The organism is Streptomyces sp. NPDC002386 (assembly GCF_053593175.1).
Window position 1 is genome coordinate 127,714 of the sequence record NZ_JBSFBX010000004.1, and the last position, 15,860, is coordinate 143,573.

General features: G+C 72.4%; 14 protein-coding genes. 5 read left to right on the forward strand and 9 right to left on the reverse strand.

Annotated elements, in window-relative coordinates:
• Positions 1-311 precede the first annotated feature (311 nt).
• On the reverse strand, positions 312-1,082 hold the full coding sequence (locus tag ACWCPN_RS10200; protein ID WP_451204064.1) for a GntR family transcriptional regulator: 771 nt from the start codon (positions 1,080-1,082) through the stop codon (positions 312-314).
• A 109-nt stretch (positions 1,083-1,191) separates the two neighbouring features.
• On the opposite strand from ACWCPN_RS10200, the gene ACWCPN_RS10205 reads away from it, so the two are divergent.
• From ACWCPN_RS10205 to ACWCPN_RS10225, 5 genes are all read left to right on the forward strand, one after another.
• Positions 1,192-1,419, forward strand: a complete 228-nt coding sequence (locus ACWCPN_RS10205; protein ID WP_451204065.1) for a hypothetical protein — start codon at positions 1,192-1,194, stop codon at positions 1,417-1,419.
• Positions 1,420-1,422: 3 nt separating this feature from the next.
• Positions 1,423-1,620 (forward strand): hypothetical protein, encoded by a 198-nt coding sequence (locus ACWCPN_RS10210; protein WP_451204067.1) that lies wholly within the window; start codon positions 1,423-1,425, stop codon positions 1,618-1,620.
• Between the two features lie 433 nt (positions 1,621-2,053).
• Complete coding sequence (locus ACWCPN_RS10215; RefSeq protein WP_451204069.1) at positions 2,054-3,445, forward strand: uracil-xanthine permease family protein; 1,392 nt, start codon at positions 2,054-2,056, stop codon at positions 3,443-3,445.
• A gap of 89 nt (positions 3,446-3,534) precedes the next feature.
• Positions 3,535-4,221, forward strand: coding sequence for a DUF5995 family protein (locus tag ACWCPN_RS10220; protein WP_199209768.1), 687 nt, complete (start codon positions 3,535-3,537; stop codon positions 4,219-4,221).
• A 98-nt stretch (positions 4,222-4,319) separates the two neighbouring features.
• Positions 4,320-5,249, forward strand: coding sequence for an LLM class F420-dependent oxidoreductase (locus ACWCPN_RS10225; protein ID WP_451204071.1), 930 nt, complete (start codon positions 4,320-4,322; stop codon positions 5,247-5,249).
• 43 nt (positions 5,250-5,292) lie between these two features.
• On the opposite strand, the gene ACWCPN_RS10230 is transcribed toward ACWCPN_RS10225, so the two are convergent.
• The 8 genes from ACWCPN_RS10230 to ACWCPN_RS10265 form a co-directional block, all read right to left on the reverse strand.
• Positions 5,293-6,990, reverse strand: coding sequence for a flavin monoamine oxidase family protein (locus ACWCPN_RS10230; protein ID WP_451204073.1), 1,698 nt, complete (start codon positions 6,988-6,990; stop codon positions 5,293-5,295).
• A 52-nt stretch (positions 6,991-7,042) separates the two neighbouring features.
• Positions 7,043-7,831: a carbon-nitrogen hydrolase family protein gene (locus ACWCPN_RS10235; protein ID WP_451204074.1), complete on the reverse strand. Its 789-nt coding sequence runs from the start codon at positions 7,829-7,831 to the stop codon at positions 7,043-7,045.
• 416 nt (positions 7,832-8,247) lie between these two features.
• Positions 8,248-8,628, reverse strand: coding sequence for a DUF742 domain-containing protein (locus ACWCPN_RS10240; RefSeq protein ID WP_451204076.1), 381 nt, complete (start codon positions 8,626-8,628; stop codon positions 8,248-8,250).
• Between the two features lie 7 nt (positions 8,629-8,635).
• Positions 8,636-9,073, reverse strand: a complete 438-nt coding sequence (locus tag ACWCPN_RS10245) for a roadblock/LC7 domain-containing protein (protein ID WP_451204078.1) — start codon at positions 9,071-9,073, stop codon at positions 8,636-8,638.
• Positions 9,063-11,678 carry a nitrate- and nitrite sensing domain-containing protein gene (locus ACWCPN_RS10250; RefSeq protein WP_451204080.1) on the reverse strand — a complete coding sequence of 872 codons (2,616 nt, stop codon included), beginning with the start codon at positions 11,676-11,678 and terminating at the stop codon, positions 9,063-9,065. Before ACWCPN_RS10250 ends, ACWCPN_RS10245 begins: the two co-directional genes overlap by 11 nt.
• A 150-nt stretch (positions 11,679-11,828) precedes the next feature.
• Entirely contained in the window at positions 11,829-12,281 is a 453-nt protein-coding gene (locus tag ACWCPN_RS10255; RefSeq protein WP_132894522.1) for an Lrp/AsnC family transcriptional regulator, read from the reverse strand.
• 27 nt (positions 12,282-12,308) lie between these two features.
• Entirely contained in the window at positions 12,309-13,796 is a 1,488-nt protein-coding gene (locus ACWCPN_RS10260) for an amino acid permease (protein ID WP_451204082.1), read from the reverse strand.
• A 534-nt stretch (positions 13,797-14,330) separates the two neighbouring features.
• Positions 14,331-15,773 (reverse strand): GuaB1 family IMP dehydrogenase-related protein, encoded by a 1,443-nt coding sequence (locus ACWCPN_RS10265; RefSeq protein ID WP_451204084.1) that lies wholly within the window; start codon positions 15,771-15,773, stop codon positions 14,331-14,333.
• Between the last annotated feature and the right edge of the window lie 87 nt (positions 15,774-15,860).

A 15,860-nucleotide genomic window follows, 5' to 3' on the forward strand; every position in this document is an offset into this window, starting at 1 on the left:
TTCGCCTGCGCCCTGTCGGTGCGGTGTGCCATAGTGGCACCGCCGTTGGGAAACCGGCGGCGCTCCCCGCCGATGCGGGGGTGTTCCCGCTTGTTACTTGCAGTGCTCCCCGCCGATGCGGGGGTGGATCGAAACGCAACTCCCCAGACACTGGGGATGACCCTGGTGCACATGAAGAGGGTCAGTGCTCCCCGCCCGTGCGGGGATTAGGAAGCGCCCCGTCTGGCCTCACGGCCGGGCGGGGCGCTTTCGTGCGTTCGGCGCACCTCGAGTTTTATCGTCACGGTGACGACAAAACTCGAGGTGTCACATCACGGCGACGCGTCCGGCGCCGCCCCGTACACCGCGACCCATCGGTCGCCGCGCATGACGATATCGGCGGTCTCGACCGCCCGTCCCGTGTCCTGGTCGTAGTAGGTGCGCTCGACGGCGAGCACCGGCCCGGCCGGGTTCATGTCGAGCGCGGCCGCCTCGGTGCGCGTCACCATCCGGGCGCGCACCCGCTCGACCGGGGTACCGACCTCGACGCCGAGCACCCGCATACGGGCCGCGACCCCGACGCCGGCGTACGGGCCGACCTCGGGCAGCGCGACGAGCGACTGCCCGGTGACGTCGAGCGGTTCCCACGACTCTGCGAGCTGCACCGGCAGATCGTCGGCGAGATAGACGTACGAGGTGTGCATCACCGGGGCGCCGGCCGGGATCCCGAGGCGCTCGGCGACCTGGTCGCTTGCCGCCTCGGTCGTCGACTCGTGCCGCCACGTACCCGCGACCCCTTGCTCGGCGGCGCCCCGCGCGAACGGCGAATCCTCGCTCCGCCTGCGGTGCTGCCGCACGAGCAGCTCGGGCGTCTCACGGCTGCGCACGTAGTGCCCGGCGCCGTGCCGCGGGATCACGAGCCCCTCGTCGACGAGCAGCCGGTACGCGCCCGACGCCACGCTCGTACTGCACCCGTACGTCGTGCTGATCTCAGCGACCGACGGCAGGCGGGCGCCGGGCTGCAGCTCGCCCGACTCGATCCGGGCGCGCAGGTCCTCGGCGACCCGCAGGTACAGCGGTGTCTCGCGCGGTGTCTGGCTCACTACGGTGCGCCTCTCGATGGTGTGACTTGCGTGACACAGTACCGAGCAGCGGTCTACCATCACGTGTGACAGCAACTCTTACGTAAGAGTAAGAGGGGGGGATCCCGTCGTGCCATCACGCGCCACCGAGTTACGCGCCGACCTCGCGAGCGTCCTCGGCGCACCCGTCCGCATGACCGTCACCGGCAGCAAGGCGCAGCTACGCGCCCCCGCCCCGGACGGCAGCGACCTCGACCTGTGGCAGCGGGTGATCGCCGTACTGAGCGCCGCCGACCGGTGGGGCAGCACCGACGCGAACGGCACCCCCCAGGTATGGGCCGAAGTCGAGGGGACATAGCTCATGGCCAATCCGCCGGTGCAAGAGGAACCGATCACCCTGTCGGACCCGACACGGCCGCCCCGGCCGGCGCCCGGCTGCGACGTGTGCGGCGCGCTCGATCGGCAGCGCGCCGAGCACGAGAAGCGGCAGGAGTACGGCCGCGCGACCGACTGTGAAGACGAGATCCGCCGCCACCCGCAGCACACGGAACGCGCATGAGCGGCGAGCAGCAGCCATCCCCCGAGACCGCCGAGCAGCGGTACTTGCAGCACGCCGCGAGCTGCTCGGGCTGCCGCGCGATGCTCCGTAAGTGCCCGACCGCCGAGGTTCTGTGGCGGAAGTACCGCGCCGCTGTGCGCGCCTGAACCGGACCCGCCTTCGTCGTGAGCGCCGACCCCGACGAGGGCGGGTCCTTCCACACCCCCAAGATCTTTGAACAATCGTCAATGAGAGCGTTTGGCGCATGCTCGGCGGTTGGTAACTTACCCACAGGTCAGACAGCGGCCACGCGATGAACTTCACTCTCCGGTTTCACAGGAGCCGCACGCCGACGCTGCTTCGGTACCCCACACTGGAGTAGTGACAGCCGCGCCCCCTTCCCCCTCGTCTCCGCAAAGACAGGGGAAGGGGGCGCGGCGTTTATGCTGCTCGGATGCGGTGTGTTCTTAGATGGAAGTTGCACGGTGACGGGCGCACGCCCGCACCCGGAGCGGTGGTACGCCCCGACGAAAGGCTCTCGTGGCCGCGCACGGTGGGCCTGGGCGCCCAGCACGTCGTGGCGATGTTCGGAGCCTCCTTCGTGGCCCCCGTGCTCATGGGCCTGAACCCGAACCTGGCGATCATGATGTCGGGCGTGGCGACCGTGATCTTCCTGCTCGCCACCCAGGGCCGGGTCCCGAGCTATCTGGGCTGCTCGCTGTCCTTCGTCGGGGTGGCCGCGGTCATCCGGGCGCAGGGCGGCACGAGCGCCACCGTGACCGGCGCGGTCCTGGTGGTCGCCGCCGTGCTGTTCCTGGTGGGACTCGCGGTGCAGCGCTTCGGCGCGCGGATCATCCACGCCGCCATGCCGCCGATCGTCACCGGCGCGGTCGTGATGCTGATCGGCTTCAACCTGGCGCCGGTGACCGCGTCGACGTACTGGCCGCAGGACCAGTGGACGGCCCTGCTCGTGATGCTGTTCACCGGGCTGGCGGTCGTGTGTCTGCGCGGCTTCTGGTCGCGCATCGCGATCTTCCTGGGACTGGTCTTCGGGTACGGGATCTCCTGGGCCTTCGACCGGATCTTCGGGAAGATCCACTCGGTGGACGCGAGCGGCAAGCTCACCGACCACTGGCGGCTGGACCTCTCCGGCGTCTCCAGGGCCGACTGGATCGGCCTGCCGTCCTTCCACGGGCCCTCGTTCCAGTGGTCGGCGATCCTGGTCGCCCTGCCGGTGGTCATCGCGCTGATCGCGGAGAACGCGGGGCACGTGAAGGCGGTCGGGGAGATGACCGGCGATCCGCTGGACGACAAGCTCGGCACGGCCATCTCCGCGGACGGCGTCGGCTCGATGCTGTCGACCGCGGTGGGCGGCCCGCCCACCACCACGTACTCCGAGAACATCGGCGTGATGGCCGCGACCCGCGTCTACTCCACCGCCGCCTACTGGGCCGCGGCCGGCTTCGCTCTCCTCTTCGGCGTCTGCCCGAAGTTCGGCGCGGTCGTCGCCGCGATCCCGGGCGGGGTGCTCGGCGGCATCACCGTCATCCTCTACGGCATGATCGGTCTGCTCGGCGCGCAGATCTGGATCAACGCCAAGGTCGACCTGCGCAACCCGCTGAACCTGGTCCCCGCCGCCGCGGGCATCATCATCGGCGTCGGCAACGTCACCATGAAGTTCACCGACACCTTCTCGCTCAGCGGCATCGCGCTCGGCACCCTGGTCGTCATCACCGGCTACCACGCGCTGCGCGCCTTCGCGCCCGCCCATCTCAAGACGCAGGAGCCGCTGCTGGACGAGGGCACGTCCAGCTACGACGAGAACGGCCGGCGCGCCACGTCGTAGCCGGGTCCGGCCGGCCGCCGTTCCCCCGTTCCGGGGAAGCGGCGGGCCGGTCGGCACCCGGGCCGGTCCGGGGCTGCGACCCTTCCCCCATGGCGCAGTTGGAACACTTCACCGCTCCCGTCGACGCCGTCCTGGCCCGGATGCGCGCCCTCGACGCGGAGCTGCCCGAGCGGGACGGGGTCGCCGTGTTCAACCGCGTCTACCTCGCCGTCACCGAGGAGGTCGGCCGGCGTCTGGACGCGGGGGTGTTCGCGGACCGGCGGGCGGCGGCCACGCTGGACGTGCGGTTCGCCGAGCGCTACCTGGCGGCGGTCGACGCGGCGGACCGGGACCGCCGTCCGCCGGCCTGCTGGCGGCCCCTGTTCCAGTTCCGCCGCCATCCCGGGGTGCGGCCGCTGCAGTTCGCGCTCGCGGGCATCAACGCGCACATCGGGCACGACCTGGCGCTCGCCGTGGTGGACGCCTGCCGTTCGCTCGGCTGCGAACCGGCCGATCTCGAGGACGAGTTCGACCGTGTCGGCGACCTCCTCGCCTCGCTGGAGGAGCGCATCCGCGAAGATCTGATGCCGGGCCCCGACCTGCTCCAGATCGCCGACCCGGTCACCCATCTCCTGGGCTCCTGGAGCCTCGAACGGGCACGGGACGCGACCTGGGCGGCGGCCCGGGCGCTGTGGGCGCTGCGCCGCTGCGGGGACCTCGCCGGGGAGTTCACCGAACGGCTGGACGCGGCGGTCGGCTTCGCGGGGCGGATGCTGCTGACGCCGTGCGGCGCCTGAACCGGGCCGTTCCGGCCATCCTCCGCCGGGTCTCCTGGAACTTCACGGTGATCTCGGTAGGTTGAACCCGAAACCGACCGCGAAGGAGTTCACGGCACATGGCTACTCGGCTGGGCCTCGGCCTCCCGCAGAACCGGCAGTACGACCTCGGCAGGGACGTACCCGACGTGGCGCGCACGGCGGAGCGGATCGGATACGACAGCCTCTGGGTGTACGAGCGCGCGCTGTTCCCGGAACCCGCGGGCCAGGGCCTGTACGGCATCCCGGGCCTCCCCTGGCCCGACTCCTACCGCGGCGTCGCCGAGCCGCTGGTCACCCTGACCCTGGCCGCGGCCGCCACCGAACGCGTCGAACTCGGCTCCAGCGTGCTGGTCGCCCCGCTGCACCTGCCCTTCCAGCTCGCCAGGTCCCTGGCCACGCTGGACGCGGCCAGCGGGGGCCGGGTGCTCGCCGGTTTCGGCACCGGCTGGTCCCACGACGAGTACGCGGCGACGGGCGTACGGCCCTTCGAGGAGCGCGGGCAGGTGCTGGACGAGCTGATCGACGTGTGCCGGGCGGTGCGGGGTCCGGACCCGGTCGTGCACGAGGGCCGCGTCTCCCGGATCTCCTCCGCGGTGGTCGGCCCCAAGCCGGCCCGGCCGATCCCGGTCCTGCTCGCGGCGAGCGGCAGGCGCGCGCAGCGGCGCCTGGTGGACCACGCCGACGGCTGGCTGCCGGTGGGCACGGGCGTGGAGCAGATCGCCGCGCAGTGGGCCGAGTTGCAGGACCTGGCCGCCGAGCGCGGCCGCGAGAGGCCGATCCGGACCGTGCTGCGGGTCAACGCGGTCCACTCGGCCAAGCCCTACGAGGGCGACGGCCGGCGGCCGTTCCAGGGCGACGCCGACCAGATCGTCGAGGACCTGGTCCGGCACGCGGAGATCGGCCTGGACGAGATCCTGGTGGACCTGCAGACCACCCCGCGCGACGCCCAGGAACTCAAGGACGCCGCCGCCGAGGTGTTCGAGAAGGCGCGGGCGGCCGGCGTCTGAGTCCGGCCGCCCGCGCCCCGGTCCGTTCCCCCGTCGGGCCCGGTCAGTCCTCGGGCAGTTCCACCGGGGCGATCTCGTCGTAGACGTCGCCCGGGCCCGGGTTGGTCGGGTCGGTCTCCCCGCCGAAGTGGTGCATGACGCCCCAGACCGCGTTCAGCGCGGTCTGGATGGCGCCCTCGGCCCAGCCGGCCGTCCAGGAGATGTCGTCACCGGCGAGGAAGATGCCCCGCTTGTCCTCGGGCAGCCGGTCCTGCATGAAGTGCGTGAACAGACGCCGCTGGTAGCGGTAGTGACCGGGCAGGTTGGCCTTGAACGCGCCCATGAAGTAGGGCTCGTTCTCCCAGGAGACGGTCACCGGGTTGCCGATGATGTGCTTCCTGATGTCGACCTTCGGATAGATCTCGCCGAGCGACTTCAGCATGACCTCCATCCGCTCGTTCGCGGACAGCGGCAGCCACTTCAGGCTGTCGTCGCACCAGGTGTACGACAGGCAGATCACGGCCGGCCTGTCCGGGCCGTCGTCGAGCAGGTAGGTGCCGCGGGTCATGCGGTCGGTGAGCGTCATCGACATGACGTCCCGGCCGGTCTCCTTGTCCTTGTCCAGCCAGAACGGCCGGTCGACGGGAACGAAGAGCTTGCTGGACTCCATGTAGTGGGTGCGCTCGATCGCCGTCCAGTGGTCGATCGGGAAGAGCGAGTCGTCACAGGCGATCTTCGACAGCAGCATCCAGGACTGGGCGGTGAAGACGGCCGCCTGGTAGGTGCGGATGTCGCCGTTGGCGTCGGTGACGGTGATCCGGTTGCCCGAGGTGCGGTGCAGCCGGGTCACGGCGGGGCGGGGCTCACCGTCCACGTGCAGGGACTTCAGCGACGTGCCGTACGGCCAGTGGACGATCTTCTCCGGCTCGCGCTCCCACAGCCGGAGCGGGAGCTGCTGGGAACCGCCGACGATGCCGCGGTGGTGGTCGTCGGCCTCGGTGTAGACGACGCGCAGGATCTCCAGGATGGAGTTCGGGAAGTCGGTGTCCCAGCCACCGGTGCCGAAGCCGACCTGGCCGAAGATCTCCCGGTGCCGGAAGGACTTGAAGGCCTCGGAGTCGCAGAGGAAGCCGTAGAAGGTCTGGTTGTCGAGCTTCTCGACCAGCCGGGCCCAGATCTCGCGGATGCGCGGCACGTCCCGCTCGCGCAGCGCGCGGTTCATGTCGGAGAAGTCGGCGCCGTCCTCCAGGCACTTGTTCCAGGCCTCGGCGACGTCCCGGTACACCTGGGGCAGGTCGTCGACGGTCTCGGCGTAGTGCGACTCGCCCTTGAGGTCCACGACGGTGGAGGGGGTGGTCTCGGCGAGCGGGTTCGGGAACGGCCTGGTCTCGAGGTCCACCAGGTCGATGTAGTGCTGCAGCGCGGTGGAGGACGGCGGGAAGCGCATCGCGCCCATCTCGGCGGTGAGCGACTCGTCGCAGCCCTCGAAGCCGATCGTGCGCAGCCGGCCGCCGAGCTGGTCGGCCTCGTAGACGACGGGCTTGAGGCCCATCTTCATCAGCTCGTAGGCGGCCACCACGCCGGACAGCCCGCCGCCGATGACGGCCACCTCGGTGCCGTGCTCGGTCGCCGGGACCTGGCCCAGGCCCGCCGGGTGCGCGAGGAAGTCGTCGTAGGCGTAGGGGAAGTCCGGGCCGAACATGGTGATCGGCGGCTGCTGCTCGTCTGCGTGCTCGACGGCGTTGGGCACGGTGGACGTCATGGGGTACGGACTCCTTGCGCGGGGGTGGTTCGGGGAGGGCTCGGGGGGGTGGTCAGACGAGGGACCGGTACAGACCGGGGCGGCGGTCCTTCAGGTACGGGTTGGACTCGCGGGAGGCGGCCAGGAAGCCCGGGTCTGCGTCGGCGAGGACCAGCTGCTCCTCGCGGCCGGCGCGGGTGCGGGCGACGCCGTCGGGGCCGGCCAGCACCGACAGTCCGACGAACTCGAACTCGCCCTCCTGGCCGGCCCGGTTGACGTACGCCACGTACATCTGGTTCTCCCAGGCCCGCACCGGCACCAGGGACTCGGCGACGAACTGGAAGGGGTGCATCTGCGCCGTCGGCACGAGGAGGAGGTCGGTGCCGGCCAGGGCGTGCGCCCGTACGTTCTCCGGGAACTCGACGTCGTAGCAGATCATCAGGCCCACGGTCAGCCCGTTCAGCTCGGCCTGGACGACCGGCTGCTCGCCGGGCGTGAAGTGGTCCCGCTCGAAGCAGCCGAAGAGGTGGGTCTTGCGGTAGTTCGCGAGCCGGGTGCCGTCGGCGGAGATCAGCTGGGCGGAGTTGTACACGGTGCCGCCGTCGCGCTCGGGGTAGCCGTAGGCGATCGCGAGCGCGTGCCGGCCGGCGATCTCCGCGATCGCGTCCGCGGAGTCGCCGTCGGCGGGCTCGGCGAGGCGGGCGATGTCGTCGCCGATCGCGTACCCGGTGAGGAACATCTCCGGCGCGGCCAGCAGCGCGGCGCCCGCGGCGGCGGCCCGGCCCGCGGCCTCGTCGAGAACCTTGAGGTTCTCGGCGATCGAGCCGGGGCGGCCGGAGCTCTGGAGCAGGGCGGTGCGCATGCGTTTCCTCACCGGGAAGGGGGGTTCGGGGGTCCAGTTAGACGGTACGGTCGGCGCGCTCGGCCGGACAAGAAGGAGCCATTGCGCGCCGGTGCGCGGTTCGTTGCGTGGCGAGGGGGTCGGGCGGCGATTCGTTGCGCGCCCCTCGGGGGAGCCCGTGTGCGCCCTGGGACGCAGGTCAGGGCGGGGGTCCCCGCCGGACGGGGGAGGCGGGAGGCCTCTCGGGAGCGATGTGCCGGAGGCGCGGCGCCGGGAGAGTGGTGGGCGTCCGGTTCACCCGCCCGGTCTGCCGAGAGGACCGTCGTGCAGCGTCGTACGGGGCCGCGGGACCTGCCCGGGTGTGTCTCCTCGGCGCCGTTCGAGAAGGTGCGGCAGGGCTCGGGCGACTTCCACGTCGTGCCGTGGCAGCCGGCGCTCTAGAGCTCCCGGAGCCGCTCCACGATCTCCCGGAGCAGGTCCGGATCGGCGGCGCCGGTGACGGGGTGGCGGCCCGGCTCGTCGATCCGGACCAGGCCGGCCTCGGCCAGGTCCCCGAGCAGCACGCGGACGACGGTCAGCGGCAGGTCGGCGTCCGCCGCCAGCTCGGCCACGGTGCGTGGGCCCCGCCGGACAAGGTCGAGCAGGGCCGCCGGGGCGTGGTCGAGCACCGGCCGGGCCGCGCCGTCCGGCTCCGGCGCGGTGACCCGGGACAGCAGGTCGATGGCGTGCCGGTCCGAGGGGCGGGTGCGGCCCCGGGTCACGGTGTAGGGGCGGACCATCGACCCGGTCTCGTCCTCGTACCAGTGCTCGTCGCTCACCGCGGGGTCAGGAGGCCGAGCGGGCGGCGGCGTCCAGGTGGCGGCCGAGGCGGCGGACCAGCAGGGCCATCTCGTGGCCGAGCTGTCCGACGTCGGTGCCCGCCTCACTGAGCACGGCGAGACGGCTGCCGTGGCCGGCCGGGGTGACGAAGAGGTAGCCGTCCTCCAGCATGACCATCGTCTGCCGCACCTCGCCCGCCTCGAACCGCTCCCCCACCGAGCGGGCCAGCCCGTGGAAGCCGGAGCAGACGGCGGCCAGGTGCTCGACGTCCCGGTCCGGTACACCCTCCGAGCGGCTCAGGGGCAGTCCGTCGGCGGTGAGCAGCACGGCCTGTCGGACATGGCCGGTGCGGGCCACCAGGTCGTCCAGCAGCCAGCCGAGACCGGTGCCGGGGGCACCGGCCGGCGTGGCCGGGTTCGCGGGGGTCTGGTCGTCACCGTGCATCGTCGGTGTCCGTCCCTTCGTCGGCGTGGATGTGCGCTGCGTCCGGTTCGCGAGGGTCCGCCGCGTCCGGGTCACCGGCCGCGGGCAGCCCTCTGCGGCCACGGTCCAGCCCCCGCTGGAAGGCCCCGAAGATCGCCCGCATCTCCTCGGCACCGACCTCCCGCACCGGCACCGGGGCGGGCCCCACCGCCTCACCCCGCAACTCCCGGACGAGAGAGGCCTGACGGGTCCGGGTGGGCAGGGCGGGGGCGCCGTGCGGGTCGGGGGCGGCGGGGGGCTGGTCGGGGGCGGCGGTGTCCTGGGGCTCGGGGGCGCCGTGCGGGACCGGGGCGAAGGCGTTCTGCGGCTCGGGCGCGGAGGCGTCCGGCCGGGGCCGTGCCGGGGCGCCGTGCCCCACGGGCCCCGGCACGGAGGTGGCCCGCGTACGGGACGGCAGCTCGGGGGCGGGGGTGTCGTCCGGTGCGGGTGTGGCCGGGAGGGGCGGCTTGTCGGTGGCAGGGGTGCCCGGTGGCTCCGGCGCCGGAGCGGAGGTGCCGCGCGTACGGGACGGCAGGTCGGGGAGCGGGGCGCTGGGCGTCCCGGGAGCGGCCGGCGTGGCCCCGGGGGCGACTGGCTCCGGTGCCGGGGGCGTGTCGGAAGGCGGTCCCGGTGTCGTCGTACCCATGGGGGTCCGCGGAGGGTGTGCCCGCGCCGGTTCCGCGTCCGCCAGAACCGCCGGAGGCAGCAGCACCACCGCCGTCGTTCCCCCGTACGGAGAATCCCCGAGGCTCACCTCGATGCCGTGCCGGGAGGCGAGACGGCCGACGACGTACAGGCCGAGGCGGTCGTGCCGGGTGGGGTCGAAGGCGTCGGGGTCGGTGAGGGTGCGGTGCGCCTCGGCGCGCTGCCCGGCGTCGAGTCCGAGTCCGCGGTCGTCGACCTCCAGCACGAAGCCGCCGCCGACCCGTCCGGGCCGCAGGGTGACCTGGGTGTGCGGCGGCGAGAACGCCGTCGCGTTCTCCAGCAGCTCGGCGAGGAGGTGGACGACGTCGGCTACCGCGTCGGCCGCGATGCCCACCTCGGGCATCGGCGGCACCACCACGCGTGTGTAGTCCTCGATCTCGCTCACCGCCGAGGCGACCACGTCCCCCACGGGCACCGGCCGACGCCAGCGGCGGCCGGGCGCCGCGCCGGAGAGGATGATCAGGCTCTCCGCGTGCCGGCGCATCCGGGTGGTGAGGTGGTCGATGCGGAACAGCTGGCGCAGGATCTCCGGGTCGTCGGTACGCCGCTCCAGCGTGTCGACGAGCTTGAGCTGGCGGTGCACCAGTGCCTGGTTGCGCCGCGCGATGGTGAGCAGCACCGCGAACAGCCCCCGGCGCAGGCCGGCCTGCTTGACGGCGGCCTCCACGGCGGCCAGGCGCGCGGTGTTGAAGGACCGGCCGACCTGGCCGATCTCGTCGTCGCGGACGTCGTCGGCGGCGAGCGGGGGCGCCTCGGCGAGCGCGTCCACCTGCTCGCCCGCGCCCAGTCGCCGCATGACGTCGGGGAGTTGCCGCACGGTGAGGACGTCGGCCGCGTCCCGGAGGGTCTCCAGACGGCGGGACACCCTCCGTGCTCCGCGTACCGCGAGCCACAGGGACAGCGCCACGGCGGCCAGCCCGACCGCTCCGACGACGGCGGCCTTCGTCAGCTCGTGGAAGGCGAAGGCCCGGCCGCGCGCCGCGGAGTTCTCCGCGGAGCGGGTGCACAGCAGCATGTAGCGCTTGACGGCCCGGTCGGCGGCCGACCGCCAGGTGTCCGCCGCGACGGCCCGCCCGGCCCCCGCGGCGCCGGCCCGCAGCAGCGCGTCCTCGCCGCGCACCAGCGAGCGGTGCGGCTCGGCCTGCTGGAACTGTTCGAACAGGCGCCGCGAGTCCGCGGGCAGGTCCGGTACGTACGTCCGCTCGAAGACCCGCCGGTCCTCGATGGTCGCGGTCAGGGTGTCGTACTGCCGGTCGGTCAGCGCGCCCGCCGCCCGCGCCCCGGCGACCAGGGCGTCCTCCCGGGACACGAACTCCCGCACCCGCACCAGTTCGATGACGACCTGCGCCTCCCGGGCGAGCTGCCCGGCCTGGAGGGCGGTGAGCGTGGACTGGACGTCGAAGCCGGGCTCGACGAGCTCGCCGTACTCCCCGACGGCCCGGTCCCAGGTGACCCGCCGGGTCAGTACGCGCTCCCGCAGGCCCTCCAGCCTCCCGGTGGCGGCGACCATGGCGTCCACGGCCTGCCGCTGCCGCCCGGTGAGCCGGCCGCGGTCGCCGTCGCGCACCGCCCGCCGCATGGCGTCGACGGCCCGGTCGGTACGGCGCTGCTGTTCGAGCAGGTCGCCGCCGGCGGCGGTGTCGAGGCGGGCGCCCAGGTAGGCCGCGGACATCCGGCGTTCGATCTGGATCTGGCCGACCGCGGTGTCCACCGGGGTGCCGAAGTCCTCGTACACCCCCTGGAGCCGGACGAGCGCGCGCAGTTCGGCGGTGACGGACACCATGGTGAAGCTCCACAGGCCCATCAGCGCGACGGCCGGGGCGAGGGCGAGCGCCACGATCCGCGCGCGGACGGTGGTGGGACGGCCGACGGGCCAGCGCATGGGTTACCTGCCGGTGTTACCAGTCAGTAGAAAGTCCGGCACAACTTACGGGATGGTCATCGGGACCGCAATGGTGATCTGCGGTGACTCCGGGTCACCTCCGGAACCTCACCGGGAGGCTCCGGGGTGATCATCCAGGGAAGCGGGGCTCTAGCCCGGAGCCCCCGAGGAGAAGCGGCGCAGCAGCGGCGACAGCACCAGCACCGACTTGGTCCGCTCCACGAACGGCTCACCGGCGATGCGCTCCAGCACCCGTTCGAAGTGGCGCATGTCGGAGGCGAAGACCTGGACGACCGCGTCCGCGTCACCCGTGACGGTCGACGCGGCCACGACCTCCTGGTAGCGCTCCAGGCCCCGCTGGATGGTCTCCGGCGAGGTGTTGCGCCGGCAGTAGATCTCGACGAACCCCTCGGTCTCCCAGCCGAGCGCCGCCGGGTCCACCCGGACGGTGAAGCCGGTGATGGCTCCGGTGGCCCGCAGCCGGTCCACGCGCCGTTTGACGGCGGGTGCGGACAGGCCGACGAGCTGCCCGATGTCCGCGTAGGAGCGGCGCGCGTCCTCGGCGAGGGCGTGCACGATGCGTTCGTCGAGATCGTTCAGCACGAGGGGTGGTTCATTTCTCCGGGTCGGTCACTTCTCCGCCGCCACCGCGACGTCCTCAGCGGTCGCGAGACGGGAGCGGCGATAGCCGTACCCGAAGTAGAACACGAGCCCGACGGCCATCCAGACACCGAAGACCACCCAGGTGACGGCGGACAGGCTCCCCATCATCCAGACGCAGAAGGCGAAGCCCAGCGCGGGCAGCACCGGCGACAGCGGGACGCGGAAGGTGCGCGGCATGTCCGGGCGGGTCCGGCGCAGCACCACCACGGCCACGTTGACCAGAGCGAAGGCGAACAGCGTGCCGATGCTGGTGGCGTCGGCCAGCTGGCCCAGCGGGACGGCGGCGGCGAGGACGCCGCAGAACAGCGAGACGATCACCGTGTTGGCGCGGGGTGCGCCCGTCTTCGGATGGACCCGGGCGAAGACCTTGGGCACGAGACCGTCCCGGGCCATGGCGAAGAGGATGCGGGTCTGGCCGTAGAGCACGGTCAGGACGACGCTCGCGATGGCGATGACGGCACAGAAGGCCAGCAGGGTGGCCCAGAAGCTCTGCCCGGTGACGTCCCGCATGATCTGGGCGAGCGCGGCCTCGGAGTCGTTGAACCTCCGCCAGGGCCGCGCGCCGACGGCGACGGCCGCGACCAGCACGTACAGGGTGGTCACGATGACGAGGGACAGCATGATCGCGCGCGGCAGGTCCCGCTGGGCGTTCTTCGCCTCCTCACCGGCGGTGGAGGCGGCGTCGAAGCCGATGTAGGAGAAGAACAGCGTGGCGCCGGCCGCGCTGACGCCCGCCATGCCGAGCGGCATGAAGTGCGCGTAGTTGCCCGACTTGAAGCCCATGAAGCCGATGGCGCAGAACAGGACCAGCGCGGCGATCTTCACGCACACCATGATCGTGTTGGCGCGCGCGGACTCCTTCGCGCCGCCGAGCAGGAACGCCATCGCGAGGAGCACGACGATCAGGGCGGGCAGGTTGAAGACGCCCCCGTCGCCGGGCGGGGCGGACAGGGCGTCCGGGATGGTGACGCCGATGGTGCCGTCGAGCAGTTCGTTGAGGTACTCGCCCCAGCCGACGGCGACGGCGGCGACCGAGACGCCGTACTCCAGGAGCAGGCACCAGCCGCAGACCCAGGCGATCAGTTCGCCCATGGTTGCGTATGCGTACGAGTACGACGATCCGGAGACCGGGATGGTGCCCGCCAGCTCGGCGTAGGACAGCGCCGAGAACAGTGCGGTGAGTCCGGCGATCACGAAGGAGAGGGTGACGGCCGGACCCGCCTTGGGAACGGCCTCGCCGAGGACGACGAAGATACCGGTGCCGAGGGTGGCGCCGATGCTGATCATGGTCAGCTGCCACAGCCCGAGGGACCGCCGCAGCGTCCCTCCCTCACCCTGACCGCCCTCGGCGACCAGGCGTTCCACGGGCTTGCGACGCATGAGGCGCGCGGCGACGCCCGGGGACGCGGGGGCGGCCGTTCTCTGGTCTTGCGGGGGTGCGCCTTGGTCGAGCACGTGCTGGCTCCTTATCGCTGCCGGTCAGGACGGACGAGGACCGGCGGAAGCCCCCTGGGGGCAGGAACCCGCCGAGCGGAGTCCCCGCCACGCCACCTACAGCCCAGCACCCTACGAGGCGCGGCTTCGCGGGCGTAATGCAGCAAGGTTGCGCATGCCCGCATGATCATTGCGTTGATCGGGGCCCGGTGCCCTTTTGTTGCGCCCGGACCGCGAACCGTTGCGCGGCGGCTCCGCCGGTCCCTTTTCGCACGCTTCCTCCGGCTCCCCGCGACGGCCTCGCCGGGCGCCGGCCGTTCCGGCGGCTCGTCCCTGCCGGGCGCCCGCTCGGCGCGCCGTCACCGGCGAGTGACTCGTGCCGCCGCAGTCCGTGAAGGGAAGCCTGACGCCGAGGAGCCCCACGGGTGGCCGGGTGCGGAAGGTTCGCACCCGGCCGGCGCGATGCGCCCCGGACACGCCGACGGCCCCCGTCCGTCCCGGGAACGGGACCGGCGGGGGCCGTACGGCGGGTCGGGCCGGTGACGGCCGGCCGTGTCAGTTCCAGCTGGCGTGCAGCGGCTTGCCCTCGGCGTAGCCGGCGGCGCTCTGGATGCCGACCACGGCCTTCTCGGCGAACTCCTCCAGGGAACCCGCACCGGCGTACGTGCAGGAGGAGCGGACGCCCGCGATGATCGAGTCGACCAGGTCCTCGACGCCCGGGCGGGCCGGGTCGAGGAACATCCGGGAGGTGGAGATGCCCTCCTCGAACAGGGCCTTGCGGGCACGGTCGTAGGCGGACTCCTCCGAGGTGCGGTTGCGCACCGCGCGCGCGGAGGCCATGCCGAACGACTCCTTGTAGAGGCGGCCGTTCGCGTCCTGCTGGAGGTCGCCCGGGGACTCGTAGGTGCCCGCGAACCAGGAGCCGACCATCACGTTGGACGCGCCGGCCGCGAGGGCCATGGCCACGTCGCGCGGGTGCCGCACACCGCCGTCGGCCCACACGTGCTTGCCGTACTTCCGCGCCTCGGCGGCGCACTCCAGGACCGCGGAGAACTGCGGCCGGCCCACGCCGGTCATCATCCGGGTCGTGCACATCGCGCCGGGGCCGACACCGACCTTGATGATGTCCGCGCCGGCGTCGATGAGGTCCTTGACGCCCTCGGCGGAGACGATGTTGCCCGCCGCGATCGGCACCTGCGGGTCGAGCGCGCGCACCACCTTGACCGCGCTGATCATCGACTCCTGGTGGCCGTGCGCGGTGTCGATGACGAGCGTGTCCACGCCCGCGTCGAGGAGCTGCTTGGCCTTGCCGGCCACGTCGCCGTTGATGCCGACGGCGGCGGCGACGCGCAGCCTGCCGTTCGCGTCCACGGCCGGGGTGTACAGCGTGGCCCGCAGGGCTCCCTTGCGGGTCAGGATGCCGGCGAGCCGGCCGTCCTTGTCCACGGCCGGGGCGTAGCGGCGGTTGTGCGCGTCTAGGGTGTTGAAGGCCTCGCGCGGGTCGATGTCGGCGTCGAGCAGCAGCAGGTCCCTGGACATGACCACTTCGAGCTGGGTGAAGCGGTCGACACCGCTCAGGTCCGCGTCGGTGACGACGCCGACCGGACGCTGCTCCTCGTCGACGACCACGCCGGCGTTGTGCGCGCGCTTGGGCAGCAGGGCCAGGGCGTCGGCGACGGTCTGGTGCGGGGCCAGCACGATCGGGGTGTCCAGCACCAGGTGGCGGCTCTTGACCCAGGTGACGACGTCGGTGACCACGTCGATCGGGATGTCCTGCGGGATGACCACGAGGCCGCCGCGCCGGGCGACCGTCTCGGCCATGCGGCGGCCGGCGATGGCGGTCATGTTGGCGACGACGAGCGGGATGGTGGTACCGGTGCCGTCCGGCGAGCCGAGGTCCACGCCCTGACGCGACCCGACCGCGGAGCGGCTGGGCACCATGAAGACGTCGTCGTACGTCAGGTCGTACGCGGGCTGGATGTCATTGAGGAAACGCACGTGCCGCACATCCCAGTCGATCAGAGGTGACCCCCCGACGGGTGCGCCAGGGGGAAAAGAGCACGTACCTCATTGTCCCATGACGGC